This window comes from Zoogloea sp. (genome assembly GCF_041904905.1).
GTDB lineage: Bacteria > Pseudomonadota > Gammaproteobacteria > Burkholderiales > Rhodocyclaceae > Zoogloea.
Map to the genome: position 1 here is coordinate 37396 of NZ_JAYRMI010000006.1, position 17546 is coordinate 54941.

17 protein-coding genes are annotated in these 17546 nt (G+C 67.4%); 11 read left to right on the forward strand and 6 right to left on the reverse strand.

Annotated elements, in window-relative coordinates:
• Positions 1-14 precede the first annotated feature (14 nt).
• From ACE3N6_RS03045 to ACE3N6_RS03085, 9 genes are read left to right on the forward strand one after another with little or no spacing between them, the layout of a single operon-like run.
• Complete coding sequence (locus ACE3N6_RS03045) at positions 15-1163, forward strand: cysteine desulfurase family protein (RefSeq protein ID WP_374243696.1); 1149 nt, start codon at positions 15-17, stop codon at positions 1161-1163.
• Positions 1164-1206: 43 nt separating this feature from the next.
• The gene (locus ACE3N6_RS03050) at positions 1207-2418 is read left to right on the forward strand and encodes an IscS subfamily cysteine desulfurase (protein WP_374243697.1); all 1212 of its coding nucleotides are present in this window, start codon (positions 1207-1209) and stop codon (positions 2416-2418) included.
• Positions 2419-2431: 13 nt separating this feature from the next.
• Complete coding sequence (iscU, locus tag ACE3N6_RS03055; protein ID WP_153159545.1) at positions 2432-2815, forward strand: Fe-S cluster assembly scaffold IscU; 384 nt, start codon at positions 2432-2434, stop codon at positions 2813-2815.
• Positions 2816-2829: 14 nt separating this feature from the next.
• Positions 2830-3153, forward strand: coding sequence for an iron-sulfur cluster assembly protein IscA (iscA, locus tag ACE3N6_RS03060; protein ID WP_153159544.1), 324 nt, complete (start codon positions 2830-2832; stop codon positions 3151-3153).
• A gap of 16 nt (positions 3154-3169) precedes the next feature.
• A complete protein-coding gene (gene hscB, locus ACE3N6_RS03065; protein WP_374243698.1) occupies positions 3170-3700 on the forward strand; it encodes a Fe-S protein assembly co-chaperone HscB in 531 nt (176 codons plus the stop codon).
• Positions 3700-5568, forward strand: a complete 1869-nt coding sequence (gene hscA / locus ACE3N6_RS03070; RefSeq protein ID WP_374243699.1) for a Fe-S protein assembly chaperone HscA — start codon at positions 3700-3702, stop codon at positions 5566-5568. Before hscB ends, hscA begins: the two co-directional genes overlap by 1 nt.
• A gap of 8 nt (positions 5569-5576) precedes the next feature.
• Complete coding sequence (gene fdx, locus ACE3N6_RS03075) at positions 5577-5918, forward strand: ISC system 2Fe-2S type ferredoxin (RefSeq protein ID WP_153159541.1); 342 nt, start codon at positions 5577-5579, stop codon at positions 5916-5918.
• Positions 5918-6112, forward strand: a complete 195-nt coding sequence (iscX, locus tag ACE3N6_RS03080) for a Fe-S cluster assembly protein IscX (protein ID WP_374243700.1) — start codon at positions 5918-5920, stop codon at positions 6110-6112. The genes fdx and iscX overlap by 1 nt, the downstream gene beginning before the upstream one ends.
• 12 nt (positions 6113-6124) lie before the next feature.
• Positions 6125-6604 (forward strand): glutathione peroxidase, encoded by a 480-nt coding sequence (locus tag ACE3N6_RS03085; RefSeq protein ID WP_374243701.1) that lies wholly within the window; start codon positions 6125-6127, stop codon positions 6602-6604.
• 9 nt (positions 6605-6613) lie between these two features.
• Here ACE3N6_RS03085 and ACE3N6_RS03090 read toward each other — a convergent pair whose 3' ends face one another.
• From ACE3N6_RS03090 to dapC, 6 genes are all read right to left on the reverse strand, one after another.
• Positions 6614-7063, reverse strand: a complete 450-nt coding sequence (locus tag ACE3N6_RS03090) for a response regulator (protein WP_374243702.1) — start codon at positions 7061-7063, stop codon at positions 6614-6616.
• Positions 7064-7197: 134 nt separating this feature from the next.
• Positions 7198-8136, reverse strand: coding sequence for a 50S ribosomal protein L3 N(5)-glutamine methyltransferase (prmB, locus tag ACE3N6_RS03095; protein ID WP_374243703.1), 939 nt, complete (start codon positions 8134-8136; stop codon positions 7198-7200).
• On the reverse strand, positions 8133-9275 hold the full coding sequence (dapE, locus tag ACE3N6_RS03100) for a succinyl-diaminopimelate desuccinylase (protein ID WP_374243704.1): 1143 nt from the start codon (positions 9273-9275) through the stop codon (positions 8133-8135). The genes prmB and dapE overlap by 4 nt, the downstream gene beginning before the upstream one ends.
• An 89-nt stretch (positions 9276-9364) precedes the next feature.
• Entirely contained in the window at positions 9365-10534 is a 1170-nt protein-coding gene (locus ACE3N6_RS03105; protein ID WP_374243705.1) for a PilT/PilU family type 4a pilus ATPase, read from the reverse strand.
• Between the two features lie 77 nt (positions 10535-10611).
• Positions 10612-11442, reverse strand: coding sequence for a 2,3,4,5-tetrahydropyridine-2,6-dicarboxylate N-succinyltransferase (gene dapD, locus ACE3N6_RS03110; protein WP_374243748.1), 831 nt, complete (start codon positions 11440-11442; stop codon positions 10612-10614).
• A 32-nt stretch (positions 11443-11474) separates the two neighbouring features.
• Positions 11475-12689: a succinyldiaminopimelate transaminase gene (gene dapC / locus ACE3N6_RS03115; protein ID WP_374243706.1), complete on the reverse strand. Its 1215-nt coding sequence runs from the start codon at positions 12687-12689 to the stop codon at positions 11475-11477.
• 225 nt (positions 12690-12914) lie between these two features.
• Between dapC and smc the strand changes: the two genes are divergently transcribed.
• Positions 12915-16439 carry a chromosome segregation protein SMC gene (gene smc, locus ACE3N6_RS03120; RefSeq protein ID WP_374243707.1) on the forward strand — a complete coding sequence of 1175 codons (3525 nt, stop codon included), beginning with the start codon at positions 12915-12917 and terminating at the stop codon, positions 16437-16439.
• A gap of 21 nt (positions 16440-16460) precedes the next feature.
• The gene (locus ACE3N6_RS03125; protein WP_374243708.1) at positions 16461-17546 is read left to right on the forward strand and encodes a cell division protein ZipA C-terminal FtsZ-binding domain-containing protein; all 1086 of its coding nucleotides are present in this window, start codon (positions 16461-16463) and stop codon (positions 17544-17546) included.

A 17546-nucleotide genomic window follows, 5' to 3' on the forward strand; every position in this document is an offset into this window, starting at 1 on the left:
TCGGGGAGCGATCGGTGTTTGCGCCGGTTTATCTCGATCACAACGCCACCACACCCCTCGATCCGGCGGTGCGCGAGGCCATGCTGCCGTGGCTCGGCGAGCGCTTCGGCAACGCGTCGAGCCGCCACGAATACGGCCGCGCGGCGCGCAAGGCGATCGACGAGGCGCGGGCCCAGGTGGCTGCGGCGGTGGGGGCGCATCCCACCGAGGTGTTGTTCACCAGCGGCGGCTCCGAGGCCAACAACTTGTTCATCAAGGGCGCCGCGGCGCTGATGAGGCCGGGTCGCATCGCGGTGAGCGCCATCGAGCACCCCTGCGTGCGCGAGCCCGCCCGGCAGCTGGTGCGCCAGGGCTGGCAGTTCGAGGAGATCGCGGTGGATGGGGCAGGGCGCATCGACGCTTCGGCTTTCGAGGCCTGCCTGGCCGGCAAGCCGAAGCTGGTGTCGGTGATGCTCGCCAACAACGAAACCGGCGTGATCCAGGACGTGGCCGGGCTGGCCAAGGCAGTGCGGGCGGCCGGTGGCTGGATGCACTGCGACGCGGTGCAGGCACTGGGCAAGATCAAGCTGGATTTTCGCGCCCTGGGCGTGCAGGGCCTGACGCTGTCGGCCCACAAGATTTACGGCCCGCTGGGAGCCGGGGCGCTGGTGGTCGACAAGCGGGTCGAACTCGCGCCGCTGGTGGCCGGGGGCGGCCAGGAGCGCAACCTGCGTTCCGGTACCGAGAACGTGATGGCCATCGTCGGCTTCGGCAAGGCCTGCGAGCTGGCGGCGGCTGCAGTCGAAAGCCGCGCTGCGCAGATGGCCGGGCTCCAGCAGCGGCTCGAAGCCGGGCTGGTTGGCTTGGGCGCGCAAGTTTTTTCGGCAGATGCCCGGCGCCTGCCCAACACCACCTTCTTCGCGATTGGTGGCGTGGATGGGGAGACCCTGGTCGGCAAGCTCGACCGGGCCGGTTTTGCGGTGGCGAGCGGCTCGGCCTGCTCCAGCGCCAACCCCGAGCCCTCCCACACCCTGCTGGCGATGGGCGTCGAGGCCGGGCTGGCCCGCGCTGCGGTGCGGGTGAGCGTCGGCGCCGGCACGGCCCCGCGCGACGTGGACGATTTTCTGAAGGCCCTCGGCGAGATGCTCGCCGGCCTCCGAACCCTGACCGCGATGGCGGTCTAAGTTTCTGAACAGCTTAAATTTTTGCAGTACGGAGAAGACGACGATGCTCAAGTTTCCGATCTACCTCGATTACTCGGCGACCACGCCGGTGGATCCCCGCGTCGCGGAGAAGATGATCCCCTACCTCACCGAGCTGTTCGGCAACCCTGCATCCCGCAGCCACGCTTTCGGCTGGACCGCCGAGAAGGCCGTCGAGGAAGCCCGCGAGGAAGTGGCGGCGCTGGTGGGTGCCGATCCCAAGGAAATCATCTGGACCTCCGGCGCCACCGAATCCAACAACCTGGCGATCAAGGGCGCTGCGCATTTCTACGCCGGCAAGGGCAAGCACATCATCACCGTCAAGACCGAGCACAAGGCCGTGCTCGACACCGTGCGCGAGCTTGAACGCCAGGGCTTCGAGGCCACCTACCTCGACGTGAAGGAAGACGGCCTGATCGACCTGGATGCCCTGAAGGCGGCGATCCGCCCCGACACCACGGTGGTCTCGGTGATGTTCGTGAACAACGAGATCGGCGTGGTCCAGCCCATCGCCGAGATCGGCGAGATCTGCCGCGAGAAGGGCATCGTCTTCCACGTGGATGCGGCCCAGGCCACCGGCAAGGTCGAGATCGACCTCGCCAGGCTGAAGGTCGATCTGATGTCCTTCTCCGCCCACAAAACCTATGGCCCGAAGGGCATCGGCGCCCTTTACGTGCGGCGCAAGCCCCGCGTGCGCCTGGAGGCCCAGATGCACGGCGGCGGCCACGAGCGCGGTCTGCGCTCCGGCACCCTGGCCACCCACCAGATCGTCGGCATGGGCGAGGCCTTCCGGCTGGCCCGCCTCGAGATGGCCGACGAGAACAAGCGCGTCGGCGCCCTGCGCGACCGCCTGTTGAAGGGCCTCGGCCAGATCGAGGAGACCTTCGTCAATGGCGACATGACGCATCGCGTGCCCCACAATCTGAACATCAGCTTCGCCTACGTGGAAGGCGAATCCCTCATCATGGCGATCAAGGACATCGCCGTGTCGAGCGGTTCGGCCTGCACCTCGGCGAGCCTGGAGCCCTCGTACGTGCTGCGCGCCCTGGGCCGCAACGACGAGCTGGCGCACAGCTCCATCCGTTTCACCATCGGCCGCTTCACGACGGACGAGGAAATCGACTATACAATCGACTTGCTGCAGCGCAAGGTCGGCAAGCTCCGCGAACTTTCGCCCCTGTGGGACATGTTCAAGGAAGGCATCGACCTTGACACCGTGCAGTGGGCAGCGCACTGACAGGAGAGCGAAAATGGCATACAGCGAAAAGGTCCTGGACCACTACGAGAACCCCCGCAACGTCGGCGCCTTCGGCAAGGAAGACGACGGCGTGGGCACCGGCATGGTCGGCGCCCCGGCCTGCGGCGACGTGATGAAACTGCAGATCAAGGTCGGCAAGGATGGCATCATCGAGGACGCCAAGTTCAAGACCTACGGCTGCGGTTCGGCGATCGCCTCCAGTTCGCTCGTCACCGAGTGGGTCAAGGGCAAGACCCTCGATCAGGCGCTCGAGATCAAGAACACCGCCATCGCCGAAGAGCTGGCCCTGCCGCCGGTGAAGATCCACTGCTCGATCCTGGCCGAAGACGCCATCAAGGCCGCGGTCGAGGATTACAAAAAGAAGCACAACGGCTGACAAGGAGTTCGATCATGGCAGTAACCCTGTCCGACAAGGCGGCAACCCACATCGGCAACTTCATCGCCAAGCGCGGCAAGGGCGTCGGCATCCGCCTCGGCGTGCGCACCTCGGGCTGCTCCGGCATGGCGTACAAGCTGGAGTTCGCCGACGAGGTGCTGCCCGAGGACATCGTCTTCGAGAGCCACGGGCTCAAGGTGCTGATCGACCCGAAGAGCCTGCCCTACATGGACGGCACCGAACTCGACTTCGTGCGCGAGGGCCTCAACGAGGGTTTCAAGTTCAACAACCCGAACGTGAAGGACCAGTGCGGCTGCGGCGAAAGCTTCACCGTCTGAAGCGCGAACGTCCACGATGCTCGATCTCAAGCAGGATTACTTTGCCCTGTTCGGCCTGACCCCGGCCTTCCGGCTCGACGAGGACCGGCTCGAACAGGCTTACCTCGATCTGCAGGGCCGGGTGCACCCCGACCGCTTCGCCCACCTGAGCGACGCCGAGAGGCGCCAGTCGATGCAGTGGGCCACCCACGTGAATGAGGCCTTCCGCACCCTGCGCGATCCGCTCACCCGGGGGCATTACCTGCTCGAACTGCGTGGGGTCGATCCGGCTTTCGACACCAACACCGCCATGTCCGCCGAGTTCCTGATGGAGCAGATGGAGTGGCGCGAGGCCTTGGGCGAGGCGCGTGACGCTGCCGACGAGGATGTGCTCGACGAGCTTTCCCGGCGCATCCGCCAGCGCACCCGCGCGATGGTGGAGCAGCTCGGCAGCCAGCTCGACGACGCCACCGACCTCGACGCCGCGGCCGATACCGTCCGCCGCATGAAGTTCCTCGAGAAGCTGCAACACGAAATCAATGACGCCTTGACGGCGCTGGAATCCTGATGGCTCTGCTGCAAATCTCCGAACCGGGCCTGTCCACCCTCCCGCACCAGCACCGGCTGGCGGTGGGCATCGACCTGGGCACGACCAACTCCCTGGTGGCCACCGTGCGCAACGGCATCCCCCAGTGCCTGCAGGACGAAGACGGCAAGATGCTGTTGCCGTCCATCGTGCATTACCTGCCCGACGGCCAGATCGTCGTCGGCCGCAAGGCGATGGCCACCCAGGCGGTCGATCCGCGCAACACCATCGTGTCGGTCAAGCGCTTCATGGGCCGCGGGCTGAAGGACGTCGCCCACGTCGAGACCATGCCCTACGATTTCGTCGACACCGAAGGCATGGTCCGCCTGCGCACCGTGCAGGGCGTCAAGAGCCCGGTGGAGGTCTCCGCCGAGATCCTCAAGGATCTGCGCCTGCGCGCCGAACGCAGCCTGGGCGGCGAGCTCACCGGCGCGGTCATCACCGTGCCCGCCTACTTCGACGACGCCCAGCGCCAGGCCACCAAGGATGCGGCCCGCCTCGCCGGGCTCAACGTGCTGCGCCTGCTCAACGAGCCCACCGCGGCGGCCATCGCCTACGGCCTCGAGAACGCCTCGGAAGGCGTCTATGCGGTGTACGACCTGGGCGGCGGCACCTTCGACCTCTCGATCCTGCGGCTCTCCCGCGGGGTGTTCGAGGTGGTGGCCACCAGCGGCGATGCGGCCCTGGGCGGCGACGACTTCGACCACCGCCTGTTCTGCTGGATGCTCGACAACGCCGGCATCTCGCTGCCGTCCGACCGGGACGCCCGGCGCATGCTGATGAAGGCCCGCGAGGTGAAGGAGCGCCTGACCCTCGACGAGTCCGTGCCCATCCAGATGAGCCTCGACAGCGGCGACGAGGTGGATCTCGTGATCGCCCGCGAGGTGTTCGTGGACATTACCCGGCCGCTGGTGGACAAAACCCTGCGCCCCATGAAGAAAGCCCTGCGCGACGCCGGCCTCGACCCTGCCGACGTGAAGGGCGTGGTGATGGTGGGCGGTGCCACGCGCATGCCCCACGTTCAGAAGGCCGTGGGCGACTTCTTCGGCCAGACGCCCCTCACCAACCTAGACCCCGACACCGTCGTCGCCGTGGGCGCCGCGATGCAGGCCAACGTGCTGGCCGGCAACCGGGCGGGCGAGGACGAGTGGCTGCTCCTCGACGTGATCCCCCTGTCCCTCGGCATCGAGACCATGGGCGGGCTGGTCGAGAAGATCATCCCCCGCAACTCCACCATTCCCACCGCCCGCGCCCAGGAATTCACCACCTTCAAGGATGGCCAGACGGCCATGGCCTTCCACGTGGTGCAGGGGGAGCGCGAGCTGGTTTCCGACTGCCGCTCGCTGGCCCGCTTCGAGCTGCGCGGCATTCCGCCGATGGTGGCCGGCGCCGCCCGCATCCGCGTGACCTTCCAGGTGGATGCCGACGGCCTGCTGTCGGTCACCGCCCGCGAGCAGACCACCGGCGTCGAGGCGCGGGTGGAGGTGAAACCCTCTTACGGCCTCGCCGACGACGAGATCGCCGAGATGCTCAAGGCGGGCTTCGAGCACGCCCAGCGCGACATGGAGCTGCGCGGCCTGGCCGAGCAGCAGGTTGAGGCATCGCGGGTGCTCGAGGCGACCGAGAAGGCGCTGGCCGTCGATGGCGGGCTGCTCGACACCGGCGAGCGGGCTGCCCTGGATGCGGCCATCGCCGCGCTGCGGGCTGCCGCCGAAGGCCAGGACGTGCGGGCGATCAAGCTCCAGCTTGAAGCCTTCAACCGCGCCTCCAACGAGTTTGCCTCGCGCCGGATGGACAAGAGCATCCGCGAGGCCCTGGCTGGCCACAAGATCGACGACATCAAGATTTAAGCGCGAACATGACGACCCTGATTGTGCTCCCCCACGTGGAGCTGTGCCCCGAAGGGGCCGTGCTCGAGGCCGAACCCGGCCAGACGATCTGCGACACCCTGCTCGCCAACGACATCGAGATCGAGCACGCCTGCGAGAAATCCTGTGCCTGCACCACCTGCCACGTGATCGTGCGGGAGGGCTTCAACAGCCTCGAGCCGGCCGAAGAACTCGAAGAAGACCTGCTCGACAAGGCCTGGGGCCTGGAGCCCAATTCGCGCCTGTCGTGTCAGGCGGTGGTGGGCACCACGCCGCTCACCGTGGAGATTCCCAAGTACTCCATCAACATGGCCCGGGAGGGCAAGCACTGATGAAGTGGACCGACGTTCAGGAAATCGCCATCCAGCTGTCCGAGGCACACCCCGACGTAAACCCGGAAAAGGTCAACTTTGTTGACCTGATGCGCTGGGTCGTGGCGCTGCCCGAGTTCGACGACGACCCCAAGCGCTGCGGCGAACGGGTGCTGGAAGCGATCCAGCAGGCCTGGATCGACGAAGTGGCCTGACGGCCGCGTGCCATGCCGGGCATCCACGACTTCGAAGCCCGGAGCCTGGAGGGCGGGCTGATCCGCTTCTCGGATTTCGCGGGCAAGGTGCTGCTGGTGGTGAACACGGCCAGCCGCTGCGGTTTCACGCCCCAGTATCGGGGCCTGCAGGCCTTGCACCGGCAGTTTGCGGGGCGGGGGCTGGTGGTGGTGGGTTTCCCGTGCAACCAGTTCGGCGGCCAGGAGCCGGGCGGCGCAGACGAGATCGCCGCGTTCTGTGAGCGCAGCTATGGTGTGGATTTTCCGATGGCCGGCAAGGTGGAGGTGAACGGACCGGATGCCCATCCGGTCTTCGCCTATCTCACCGAAGCGCTGCCGGGCGTGCTGGGCAGCCGTGCCGTGAAGTGGAACTTCACCAAGTTCCTGGTGGATCGGGCGGGCCGGCCGATCCGGCGCTACGCCCCGACGACCCCACCCGAAACCCTGGCGGCAGACATCGAGGCGCTGCTGTAGGGGCCGGGTTCAGCGCGCGGTCGGGTCCGACGGCTCGTTGAGAGACAGCCAGTACAGCCCCAACTGGCCGACGGCCTGCAGGAAGCGTTCGAAATCCACCGGCTTGCGGATGTAGCTGTTGGCACCCAGCCGATAGGCTTCAAAAATGTCCTGATGCTCTTTGGAGGTGGTGAGCACCACCACCGGAAGGAGCGCGGTGCGTTCGTCGGCACGGATGCGCCGGAGCACCTCAAGCCCGTCGATGCGCGGCAGTTTGAGATCCAGAAGCACGAACGCAGGCATCACGAGGCTGTCGCGGGTGCTGTACTGACCGGTGCAGAACAGGTAGTCCAGCGCCTCGACACCGTCTCTCGCCACGACGACCTGATTGGCGATCTTGTTCTTGGTGAAAGCGCGGAGCGTGAGTGCCTCGTCGTCGGGATTGTCCTCAACGAGGAGGATGGGGCGGTCGGTCGCCATAGCTACTCCTTGACCTTATTATCGTTTTGCCTGGTTTTGTTGTGCGGAGGGCAGACACCTTCCCCTCTCAGGCAAGATCATAAGTACGGTACGTAGGCGACCGGGTTGACCTAGTTCTCAAAAATCGCTGGGTTTTACAACAATTGACCGGCTTCGACGACAAATACCTTATCGTCGCCGCTCGGAGCCGATAGCCAGGTGGCGGAAAGGGCCGGGAAGGCCGCCTCGACGAGGGCGCGGTTGTGCCCGACCTCGATCGCCAGCACGCCCTCGGGGGTGAGGAAGCGCGGGGCGTCGGCCAGCAGCTTGCGCACCAGATCGAGGCCGTCCTCGCCGGAGCCGAGGGCGATGCCGGGCTCGTGGAGGTATTCGGCCGGCAGCGATTCCATCGATGCGCGGGTGACGTAGGGCGGGTTGCTGAGGATGAAGTCGAAGCGCTGCTCGGGCACCGCGGCAAAGCCGTCGGACTTGACCAGCGCGATGCGGTCTTCAAGGCCGTAGGCGGCGATGTTGGCGGCGGCCACATCGAGCGCGTCCTGGGAGATGTCGACCGCGGTGATGTGGGCGTTGGGGAAGGCGTGGGCCATCAGGATGGCGAGGCAGCCCGAGCCGGTGCACATGTCCATGGCCGCGGTGACTTCTTCCGGGTTCTGGACCCACGGCGCGAAGCCGTCTTCCAGTAGTTCGGCAAAATACGAGCGGGGCACGATGACCCGTGGGTCCACCTCGAAGCGGAAATCCCCCAGCCAGGCCTCGCCGGTGATGTAGGCGGCGGGGAGCTTGTCCACCGCGCGCTTCTCGATGACTTCGAAGATGGCTTCCCGCTCGTCGCCCGGGATGCAGGCGTCGAGGAAGGGTTCGAGGCGATCGAGCGGCAGGGCGAGGGTGTGGAGGATGAGGTAGACGGCTTCGTCGTAGGCGTCGGGCAGGCCGTGGCCGAAGTAGCAGCCGGCCCGGTTGAAGCGGGTGACGGCATAGCGCAGCCAGTCGCGGACGGTGACGAGTTCGGCCAGGGGGCCGTGTTCGTGGGCGTGCTCGTCGTCGTCGAGCGGGTCGTCGTGGTGGTCGTTCATGCCTTGTCCGATGGGGTGAGCAGGTTTTCGAGGGTGCGGCGGTAGATGTCCGACAGGGGCTGGATGGCGTCCAGCGCGATGCACTCGTTGAGCTTGTGGATGGTGGCGTTCACCGGGCCGAATTCGACCACCTGGGGGCAGATGTCGGCGATGAAGCGGCCGTCGGAGGTGCCGCCGGTGGTGGAGAGTTCGGGGCTGATCGCGAGGGTGTCGCGGATGGCGGTCTCCATCGCGCCGACGAGGCTGCCGCGGGGGGTGAGGAAGGGCTTGCCGCCGAGGGTCCAGGCGAGGTCGTAGTCGAACCCGTGGCGGTCGAGCACGGCGTGTACGCGGGCCTTGAGCTGGTCGGCGGTGTGCACGGTGGCGAAGCGGAAGTTGAACTGGACCTCCAGCGTGCCCGGGATGACGTTGGTGGCGCCGGTGCCGGCCTTGATGTTGGACATCTGCCAGGAGGTGGGCGGGAAGTATTCGTTGCCTTCGTCCCATTTTTCGGCGGCGAGTTCGGCCAGGGCCGGGGCGGCGAGGTGGATGGGGTTCTTGGCCAGGTGCGGGTAGGCGATGTGGCCCTGCACGCCTTTGACGGTGAGCTTGCCCGACAGGCTGCCGCGGCGGCCGTTCTTGATCGTGTCGCCGAGGGTGTTGGTGGAGGTGGGCTCGCCGACGATGCAGAAGTCGAGGGCTTCGCCCCGGGCGCGCAGGGTTTCGACGACCAGCGTGGTGCCGTGGGTGGCGTCGCCTTCTTCGTCGGAGGTGAGGAGCAGGGCGATGGAGCCGGCGTGATCGGGGTGGGCGGCGACGAAGGCTTCGATGGCGGTGACGAAGGCGGCGAGCGACGTCTTCATGTCGGCGGCGCCGCGGCCGAACAGCATGCCGTCACGCTCGGTGGGCTCGAAGGGGTGGGAGGTCCAGGCGTCCAGCGGGCCGGTGGGCACCACGTCGGTGTGGCCGGCGAACACCGCCAGCGGGCGCGCGGTGCCGCGTCGTGCCCACAGGTTGCTGACGCCGCCGCCGTCGATGCGTTCGCAGACGAAGCCGAGGGGCGCCAGACGGCTGGCGATGAGGTCGAGGCAGCCGGCGTCTTCGGGGGTGACCGACGGGCGCGCGATGAGGCTGCGGGTGAGTTCGAGGGTGGGGTTCATGACGTGTATTGTTTTTGGTTGAGGCAGGCGATGGGCCCGCCGCCGCCCCGGGGCGGGGCGCCGATGCGGCGGGCCGGCCGGGGCGACGCTCAGTCGTCGTCGAGTTCGAGGGTGAACTCGCGGAAGGACGAGCCGTCCGGCTGGGTGCTTTCGAAGTCGATGGCCGAGGCGTTGCGGCTGGCCTCGTTGTTGGTGTTGCCGAATTGGGCGTTGTTGATGAGCCAGGACAGGTTGGTGGGCGAATCGGAGTTGGTGAGTGCCTCTTCGAGGGTGATGACCTTCTCCTTGTAGAGCCGGAACAGATCCTGCTCGAAGGTGCGGGAGCCCTGGGCCAGGCTCTGCTCCATCGCTTCGCGGATCGCGGAGATCTCGCTGCGCTCGATGAGTTCGGACACCTGGCGGGAGTTGAGGAGGATCTCGACCGCCGGAATGCGACCGCCGTCGGGCTTCTTGACTAGGCGCTGGGAGGCGATGCACTTGAGCGTGGCGGCGAGGTCGAGGGCGAGCAGGGCCCGGCCGTCCATCGGGAAGAAGCTGAAGATGCGGTTGAGCGCGTGGTAGGCGTTGTTGGCGTGCAGGGTGGCGAGGCACAGGTGGCCGGTCTGGGAGTAGGACAAGGCGGCCTGCATGGTCTCGCGGTCGCGGATCTCGCCGATCAGGATGCAGTCGGGCGCCTGACGCATGGCGTTCTTGAGGGCCTGGTGCCAGTCGGCGGTGTCCTGACCGATCTCACGCTGGTTCACGATCGACATCTTGTGCTTGAACAGATATTCGATCGGGTCTTCGATGGTGAGGATGTGGCCGGAACGGTTCTCGTTCCGGTGGTCGATCATCGAGGCGATGGTGGTGGACTTGCCCGAGCCGGTGGCGCCGACCACCAGGATCAGGCCGCGCTTCTCCATGATGACCTCGCTGAGCACCGGCGGCAGGCCGAGGCTCTCGAGGCGCGGTATGTCGCCCGAGATGTAGCGGACGACGATGGCGACGCTGTTGCGCTGCCAGAAGATGTTGACGCGGAAGTTGCCCAGATCGCGCCGGCCGAAGGAGAGGTTCATCTCCCGGGTGCGCTCGAAGCGCTCGACCTGCTCGGGCGACATCATCTCGTAGGCCATGCGCTGGACCATCGTGGGGTCCATGGCCTGCTGGTTGATGGGCAGGGTGTTGCCGTCGATCTTGATGTGGATCGGGGTGCCGACGGTTATGAAGATGTCCGAGGCCTTCTTCTCGGCCATCAGGGAGAAAAGCTTGTCGATGATCATCAGTCAGCTCCGACGGCAACAGGGCAGGGCCGCTTCGGGGTTCCCGGAGGGGTAACCGTGGGCGGCCCGGATCGGGGTCAGTCGCGCAGCAGTTCGTTGATGCTGGTCTTGGCGCGGGTCTGGGCGTCGACCTTCTTCACGATGACGGCGCAGTACAGGCTGTACTTGCCATCGGCGGAGGGCAGGTTGCCGCTGACCACCACGGAGCCTTCGGGCACGCGACCGTAGATGACCTCGCCGGTGGCCCGGTCGTAGATCTTGGTGCTCTGGCCGATGTAGACGCCCATCGAGATCACGCAGTTGTCTTCGACGATGACGCCTTCGACGACTTCGGAGCGGGCGCCGATGAAGCAGTTGTCGCCGATGATGGTCGGGTTGGCCTGGAGGGGCTCGAGCACGCCGCCGATGCCGACGCCGCCGGAGAGGTGGACGTTCTTGCCGATCTGGGCACAGGAGCCGACGGTGGCCCAGGTGTCGACCATCGTGCCTTCACCGACGTAGGCGCCGATGTTCACGTAGGAGGGCATCAGCACCACGCCCTTGCCGATGAAGCTGCCCTTGCGGGCGACGGCGTTGGGCACCACGCGGAAGCCGCCGGCCTGGAAGTCGGCGTCGGTGTAGTTGTCGAACTTGGTCGGGACCTTGTCGAAGTAGCGGGCTTCGCCGCCCGAGATGCTCTTGTTGTCGTGGGTGCGGAAGTACAGCAGCACCGCCTTCTTGATCCACTGGTGGGTGACCCACTGGCCGTTGATCTTTTCGGCGACGCGCAGCTTGCCCTGGTCGAGTTCGTTGATGACGTGCTCGATGGCACGCAGCTGCTCGCTGGAGACGGTGGCGGCGGACAGCTCGGCGCGACGTTCCCAGAGGTCTTCGATGAGGGCGGCAAACGGATTTTCGTGGTGGGGCATGATGTGAAGGTGATTGGGGTTGAGGTTCTTGGTCATGAGCGTTCGGAGAGGTGTTGGGCGAAGGCGACGATGCGACCCGCCGCTTCGACGCACTCTGCCAGGTCGGCAACCAGCGCGATGCGCACGAAGCCCGCGCCGGGATTGACGCCGTGGGCCTCGCGGGCGAGGAAGCTGCCCGGCAGAACCGTCACATTATATTCAGCCTGCAGGCGGCGGGCGAACTCGGTATCCGAAACCCCCAGGCGGGAGACCTTGGCCCACAGGTAAAAGCCGGCGTCGGGCAGGTCTACATCGAGCCAGGGTTTGAGCATGGGGGTGATAACGGCGAACTTCTCCCGGTATTGACGACGGTTTTCGGCCACGTGGGCCTCGTCGTTCCAGGCGGCGGCGGAGGCCGCCTGCACCGACGGGCTCATGGCGCAGCCGTGGTAGGTGCGGTAGAGCAGGAAGCGCTTGAGGATCTCGGCGTCGCCGGCCACGAAGCCGGAGCGCATGCCCGGCACGTTGGAGCGCTTGGAGAGGCTGGAGAACATCACCACGTTGCGGAAATCCGTGCGGCCGAGGCGGTGGGCGGCTTCGAGGCCGCCGATGGGCAGGTGGGCGTCGTCGAAGTAGATCTCGGAATAGCACTCGTCGGCGGCGATCACGAAGCCGTAGCGGTCGGAGAGTTCGAACAGCTGCTTCCACTCGTCGAGGGAGAGCACCTTGCCGGTGGGGTTGCCCGGCGAGCACACGAAGACCAGCTGCACGCGCTGCCAGACGGATTCGGGCACGGCGTCGAAATCGGAGGCGAAGCGGTCGCCCGGCAGGTTGTTGACGAAGTAGGGCTTGGCGCCGGCCAGGTAGGCCGCGCCTTCGTAGATCTGGTAGAACGGGTTGGGCGAGAGCACCAGGGCGTCCGGCTTGCTGCCGTCGATCACGCACTGGGCGAAGGCGAACAGGGCCTCGCGGGAACCATTGACCGGCAACACCTGGGCGGCGGCGCTCACCTGCGGCAGGCCGTAGCGGCGCGTGAGCCAGCCGGCGATCGACTGGCGCAGGGCGTCGGAGCCCTGGGTGGTGGGGTAGTTGGCGAGGCCGCCGAGGTTATCCACCAGCGCCTGCTTGATGAATTCGGGCGTGGCGTGCTGCGGTTCGCCGATGGACAGGCGGATCGCCGAATAGCCGGCGGGCGGCACGATGCCTTCGAAGAGGCCACGGAGTTTCTCGAAGGGGTAGGGGTGAAGATCCTGGAGGTGCGGGTTCACGTTCGGGGGATTTCCTGTGTTCGTCCTGGGGTCGGCCCGGTGCGGATGGCCGGGCGCTGCGGCAAAAACGCCACGGGGCGGCGGTGCAGCACAGGGCAAGACAAAGCCGCTGGCCTGATTTTTAACGAATGCTATTATAGCGTCCGCCGTTTATGTGGCAGTGCAGCAAGCGTGCTGTCCGATTGCCGCCAGCCCTGACTCTTCCCGTTCCTTATCCGGATTTCCGTGCGTCTCGCCAAACTCAAGCTCGCTGGTTTCAAGACCTTCGTCGACCCGACGACCGTGCTCACGCCCGGCAACCTGGTGGGCGTGGTGGGGCCGAACGGTTGCGGCAAGTCGAACATCATCGACGCGGTGCGCTGGGTGCTGGGCGAATCCCGCGCGTCGGCGCTGCGGGGCGGCTCGATGATGGACGTGATCTTCAACGGCTCCACCACCCGCAAGCCGGTGTCGCGGGCCAGCGTCGAGCTGGTGTTCGACAACGCCGAGGGCCGGGCGGCCGGCCAGTGGAAACCCTACGCCGAGGTGGCGGTCAAGCGCGTGCTCGACCGCAGCGGCGACTCCACCTATTTCATCAACGGCATGCAGGTGCGCCGCAAGGACGTGATCGACCTGTTCCTGGGCACCGGCCTTGGGCCGCGGGCCTACGCGATCATCGAGCAGGGCATGATCTCGCGCATCATCGAGGCCAAGCCGGAGGAGGTGCGCGGCTTTCTCGAAGAGGCTGCCGGCGTCACCAAATACCGCGAGCGGCGCAAGGAGACCGAAGGGCGCCTGACTGACGCCCGCGACAACCTGACCCGCCTGGACGACATCCGCAACGAGCTTGGTCAGCAGCTTGGCAAGCTGGAGCAGCAGGCGGCAGTGGCCGAGAAGTACCGCCAGCTCAACGCCAGCCTGTCGGAGCGGCAGAACCTGCTGTGGCTCATGAAGCGCAACGAGGCCCGGGCCGAGCGTGCCCGGCTGGCCGACGAGCTGGCCGATGCTACCCGGCGCATCGAGGCCGATTCCTCGCGTCTGCAGGAGCTTGAAAGCCAGCTCGAAACCGCCCGCGAGGCCCAGCTTGCCGCCAACGAGGGCGTGCAGCACGCCCAGAGCGCGCTGTTCGCGGTGAGTTCCGAACTGACCCGGCTCGAAGGCGAGCTGGCTCGCCTGCGCGACAGCCGGCGGATTCTCGAAAGTCGGCTGGCCCAGCTGGAACGCGACGACGCCCAGTGGCGCAGCCAGCTCGAGAGCCTCGCCGCCGACAGCGAGCGCTGGCAGGGCCTGCTTGACAACGCCGCGATCCGTGCCGAGCAGGCCGAGGCGCGCCACGCCGAGGTGGGCGACCGCCTGCCCGAGGCCGAGGAGGCCCTCAACGCCGCCGACGCCGCCGCCGCCGCGATCCGCCGCGAGCTTAACCAGGCCGAGCAGCAGATCCGCGTCGAGGATGCCCACCGGGTGAGCAGCGAGCGCACGCTCGACACCCTGGCGCAGCGTCGCGCCCGGCTGCAGCAGGAGGAATCCGCCGTCCAGGCGCCCGACCTGCGGCTGCTCGCCGAGCGCGAGGCGGCGCTGGCGGCTGCCGAGGAGGCCCTGGACCAGCGCCAGTCCGAGATCGCCGACGCCCAGGCCCAGCTGCCCGCGGCCCAGCAGGCCCTCAAGCAGGCCCTGGACGCCGAACGTCAGGCCCAGCGCCACGCCACCGAGCTGCGGGCGCGCCGCGAGGCGCTGGTGCAGTTGCAGAACAAGGTGCAGGTGCAGGGCCAGCTGGGCGACTGGATCAAGCGCCACAAGCTGGACGCGCTCAAGCCCCTGTGGCAGTGCATCCGCGTGGAGGCCGGGTGGGAGCTGGCCGTCGAGGCGGTGCTGCGCGAACGCCTCGCCGCGCTGCCGGCCGAGGATGGCAAGGTGGCGCTGGTGGCGCTGGCCGACAAGGTGCCGGGCGCCTTCGCGTTTCTGCTTGCCGGTGCGCCGGTGGCGGGCGATGTCGTACCGCCGCCGGAAGGCTGCCGGCCGCTGGCGGAGAAGGTCGGCGCCGATGGCGAGCTGGCCGCCGTGCTGGAGAGCTGGCTGGCCCGGGTGTTTGTCGCCGACGATCTGGCAGCCTGGATCGACCGGCGCGAGTCGCTCGCTGCCGGGGCGGTGCTGGTGTCGCGGGACGGTCGCCTGCTGAGCCGTCACGCGCTGATCCACTATGCGCCGGATTCGCGCACCCACGGCGTCATCGAGCGCCAGCGGGAAATCGACCAGCTGGGCGCCGAGGTGGAGGCTGCCCAGGATGGCGCGGCGATGGCGCGGGAAGCCATGGCCGAGGCCGAGGCGCTGGCCGCCCGGGTGCAGGACGCCTTGGCCGGGCTGCGACGCGACGCCCAGGCCCTGCAGGCGCGGGTGCACGCCGAGCAGGTGGAGGTGCTCAAGCTCAGCCAGGCCCGACAGCGCTACGAGGAGCGCTGCGGCCAGATCGAACGGGATCTGGGCGAGATCGCCCACGCCGAACAGGCCGAACGCGACCGCCTGATGCGCGCCGAGACCGAACTGGAGCGCAGCCGCGAGATGGCCGAGCTGCAGCGCGGCCGGCTCGACGCCGCCGAGGCCGTGCGCCGGGAGCGCGAAAGCAGCCTGCGCGAGACCCGCGCGCTGGAATCCGCGCTGGCCCGTGAGTTGCAGGAAGCCCGCCACTCCGAGCGCGAATGCGTGAGCAAGCTCGACGACATCGCCCGCAACCGGGCGCTGGCCGGCGAGCAGCTGGAACGCATCGCCGACGAGCTTACCGAGCGCCGCGAGTCGTTGATGGAGATCGACGAGGTGTCGGTGTCCGCCGCCCTGCAGGAGGCGGTGGCCCTGCGCGCCACCCGCGAGACCGCGCTTGCCGCCAGCCGCAACACCCTGGAGGCGGTCAACGGTCAGCTGCGCGGGCTGGAGGAAGATCGCCAGCGCACCGAGCACGCCGCCGCGCCCCAGCGCGAGCGGGTGGCCGATCTGCGGCTGCGGGTCCAGGCGGTCGAGATGGCCGAAGCCCAGCACGCGGCCCGGCTCGAAGAGGCTCAGGCCGACGAGGCCGCACTCGCCCCGCTGCTGGTGCCGGATCTGAAGGAAGGGGCGCTGCAGCGGGAGGTGGCCCGGCTGGGGCGGGAGATCGCCGAGCTGGGTCCGGTCAATCTGGCTGCACTCGACGAGCTGAAAGCCGCCGCGGAGCGGAAAAACTACCTCGACATGCAGACCGAGGATCTGCTAGGCGCGATCGAAACCCTCGAAGACGCCATCCGCAGAATCGATCGGGAGACGCGAGAGCAGCTTCAGGAGACGTACAATACTGTTAATCACCATTTCGGGAATCTCTTCCCGATGCTCTTCGGAGGGGGTGAGGCGCGGCTGGTGCTCACGGGCGACGAGATCCTCGATGCAGGCATTTCCATCGTCGCCCAGCCGCCGGGCAAGAAGAACAGTTCCATCCAGCTGCTTTCGGGCGGAGAGAAGGCGCTGACCGCGATTGCGCTGGTGTTTTCGATGTTCCAGCTCAACCCGGCGCCGTTCTGCATGCTGGATGAGGTGGATGCGCCGCTCGACGATTCCAACACCGAGCGTTACTGCCAGATGGTCAAGCGCATGTCGGCCCAGACCCAGTTCGTGTTCATCAGCCACAGCAAGATCACGATGGAGATCGCGGAGCAGCTGGTGGGCGTCACGATGCAGGAGCAGGGCGTGTCGCGGGTGGTGGAAGTGGATATTGAAGAAGCACTGCGTCTTGCGGAAACCGCCGCGGCGTGATGCGGGAAACAAAGGATTTCGATGGCTATCAGTGACTTGCAGATGGGTCTGATCGGTGCCGGCGGCGTTGTCGTCGTCGGCATCTTTGCGTTCAACAAGTGGCAGGAGCGCAAGCACCGCAAGCAGATGGATGCGCTCGACAGCGTCGAGCCCCTGGGGGCCGAGGCCGCGCGCCCGGCTGCCAGCCGGGTTGAGCCGGTGATCGGCGGCGAAGCGCCGGCGCGGCCGCAGCCCACCGCCCGCGAGGTCAAGGACGCCAGCGCCCGCCGCGTGCCGCCGCTGCTGCCCGCCGAGGTGGATGAGCGGGCCGACTGGGTGGTGCGGATCGAAGCCATCGAGCCGGTGGTCGGTGGCCGCCTGTGTCAGGCCGCTGCCGAGCACCTCGACGGGCTCGTCAAGCCGCTGCGCTGGTTCGGCTTCTCCGATACCGAGAACCGCTGGGACGCCATCGGCCCCCATAGCGCCGCAGCTTATCACTGGGTGTGTGCTGCGTTGCAGCTGGTGGATCGCCGCGGCCCGGCCAGCGATGCCGACCTGAGCCGGCTGGCCGGGGGGCTGCAGCGCATGTGCGATCTGTTCATGGCGATCCCGTCGCTGCCGGCCAAGGCCGACGCCCTCAGTCGGGCCGCGGAGCTTGACCGCCTGTGCGCTGGCGTCGATATCCAGATCGGCGTCAATGTGGTGGCCCGCGACCACGGCTTTGCCGGCACCAAGCTCCGCGGCCTGGCCGAAGCGGCCGGGCTCGAATTGCTGGGCGATGGCAGCTTCCACGCCCGCGACGAGTTCGGGGTGAGCCAGTTCGTGCTGTCCAACCTGGAGCCGGTGCTGTTTGCGGCCGAGGAGATGCGCGGCCTCGTCACCCAGGGCGTCACCTTGACCCTCGACGTGCCGCGGGTGGCCGACGGCGTGCGCGTCTTCGAGCGCATGATGGGCGTTGCCCAGCAGCTCGCCGACGCCCTTGGCGGCGCGGTGGTGGACGACAACCGCTCGCCCTTCGGCGAGAAGGCCGTGGGCCTGATCCGCGCCCAGATCGAGCAGTTCCAGGGGCAGATGGCCGAGCAGGGCATCGCACCGGGTTCGCCGCTGGCCTTGCGCCTGTTCTCCTGA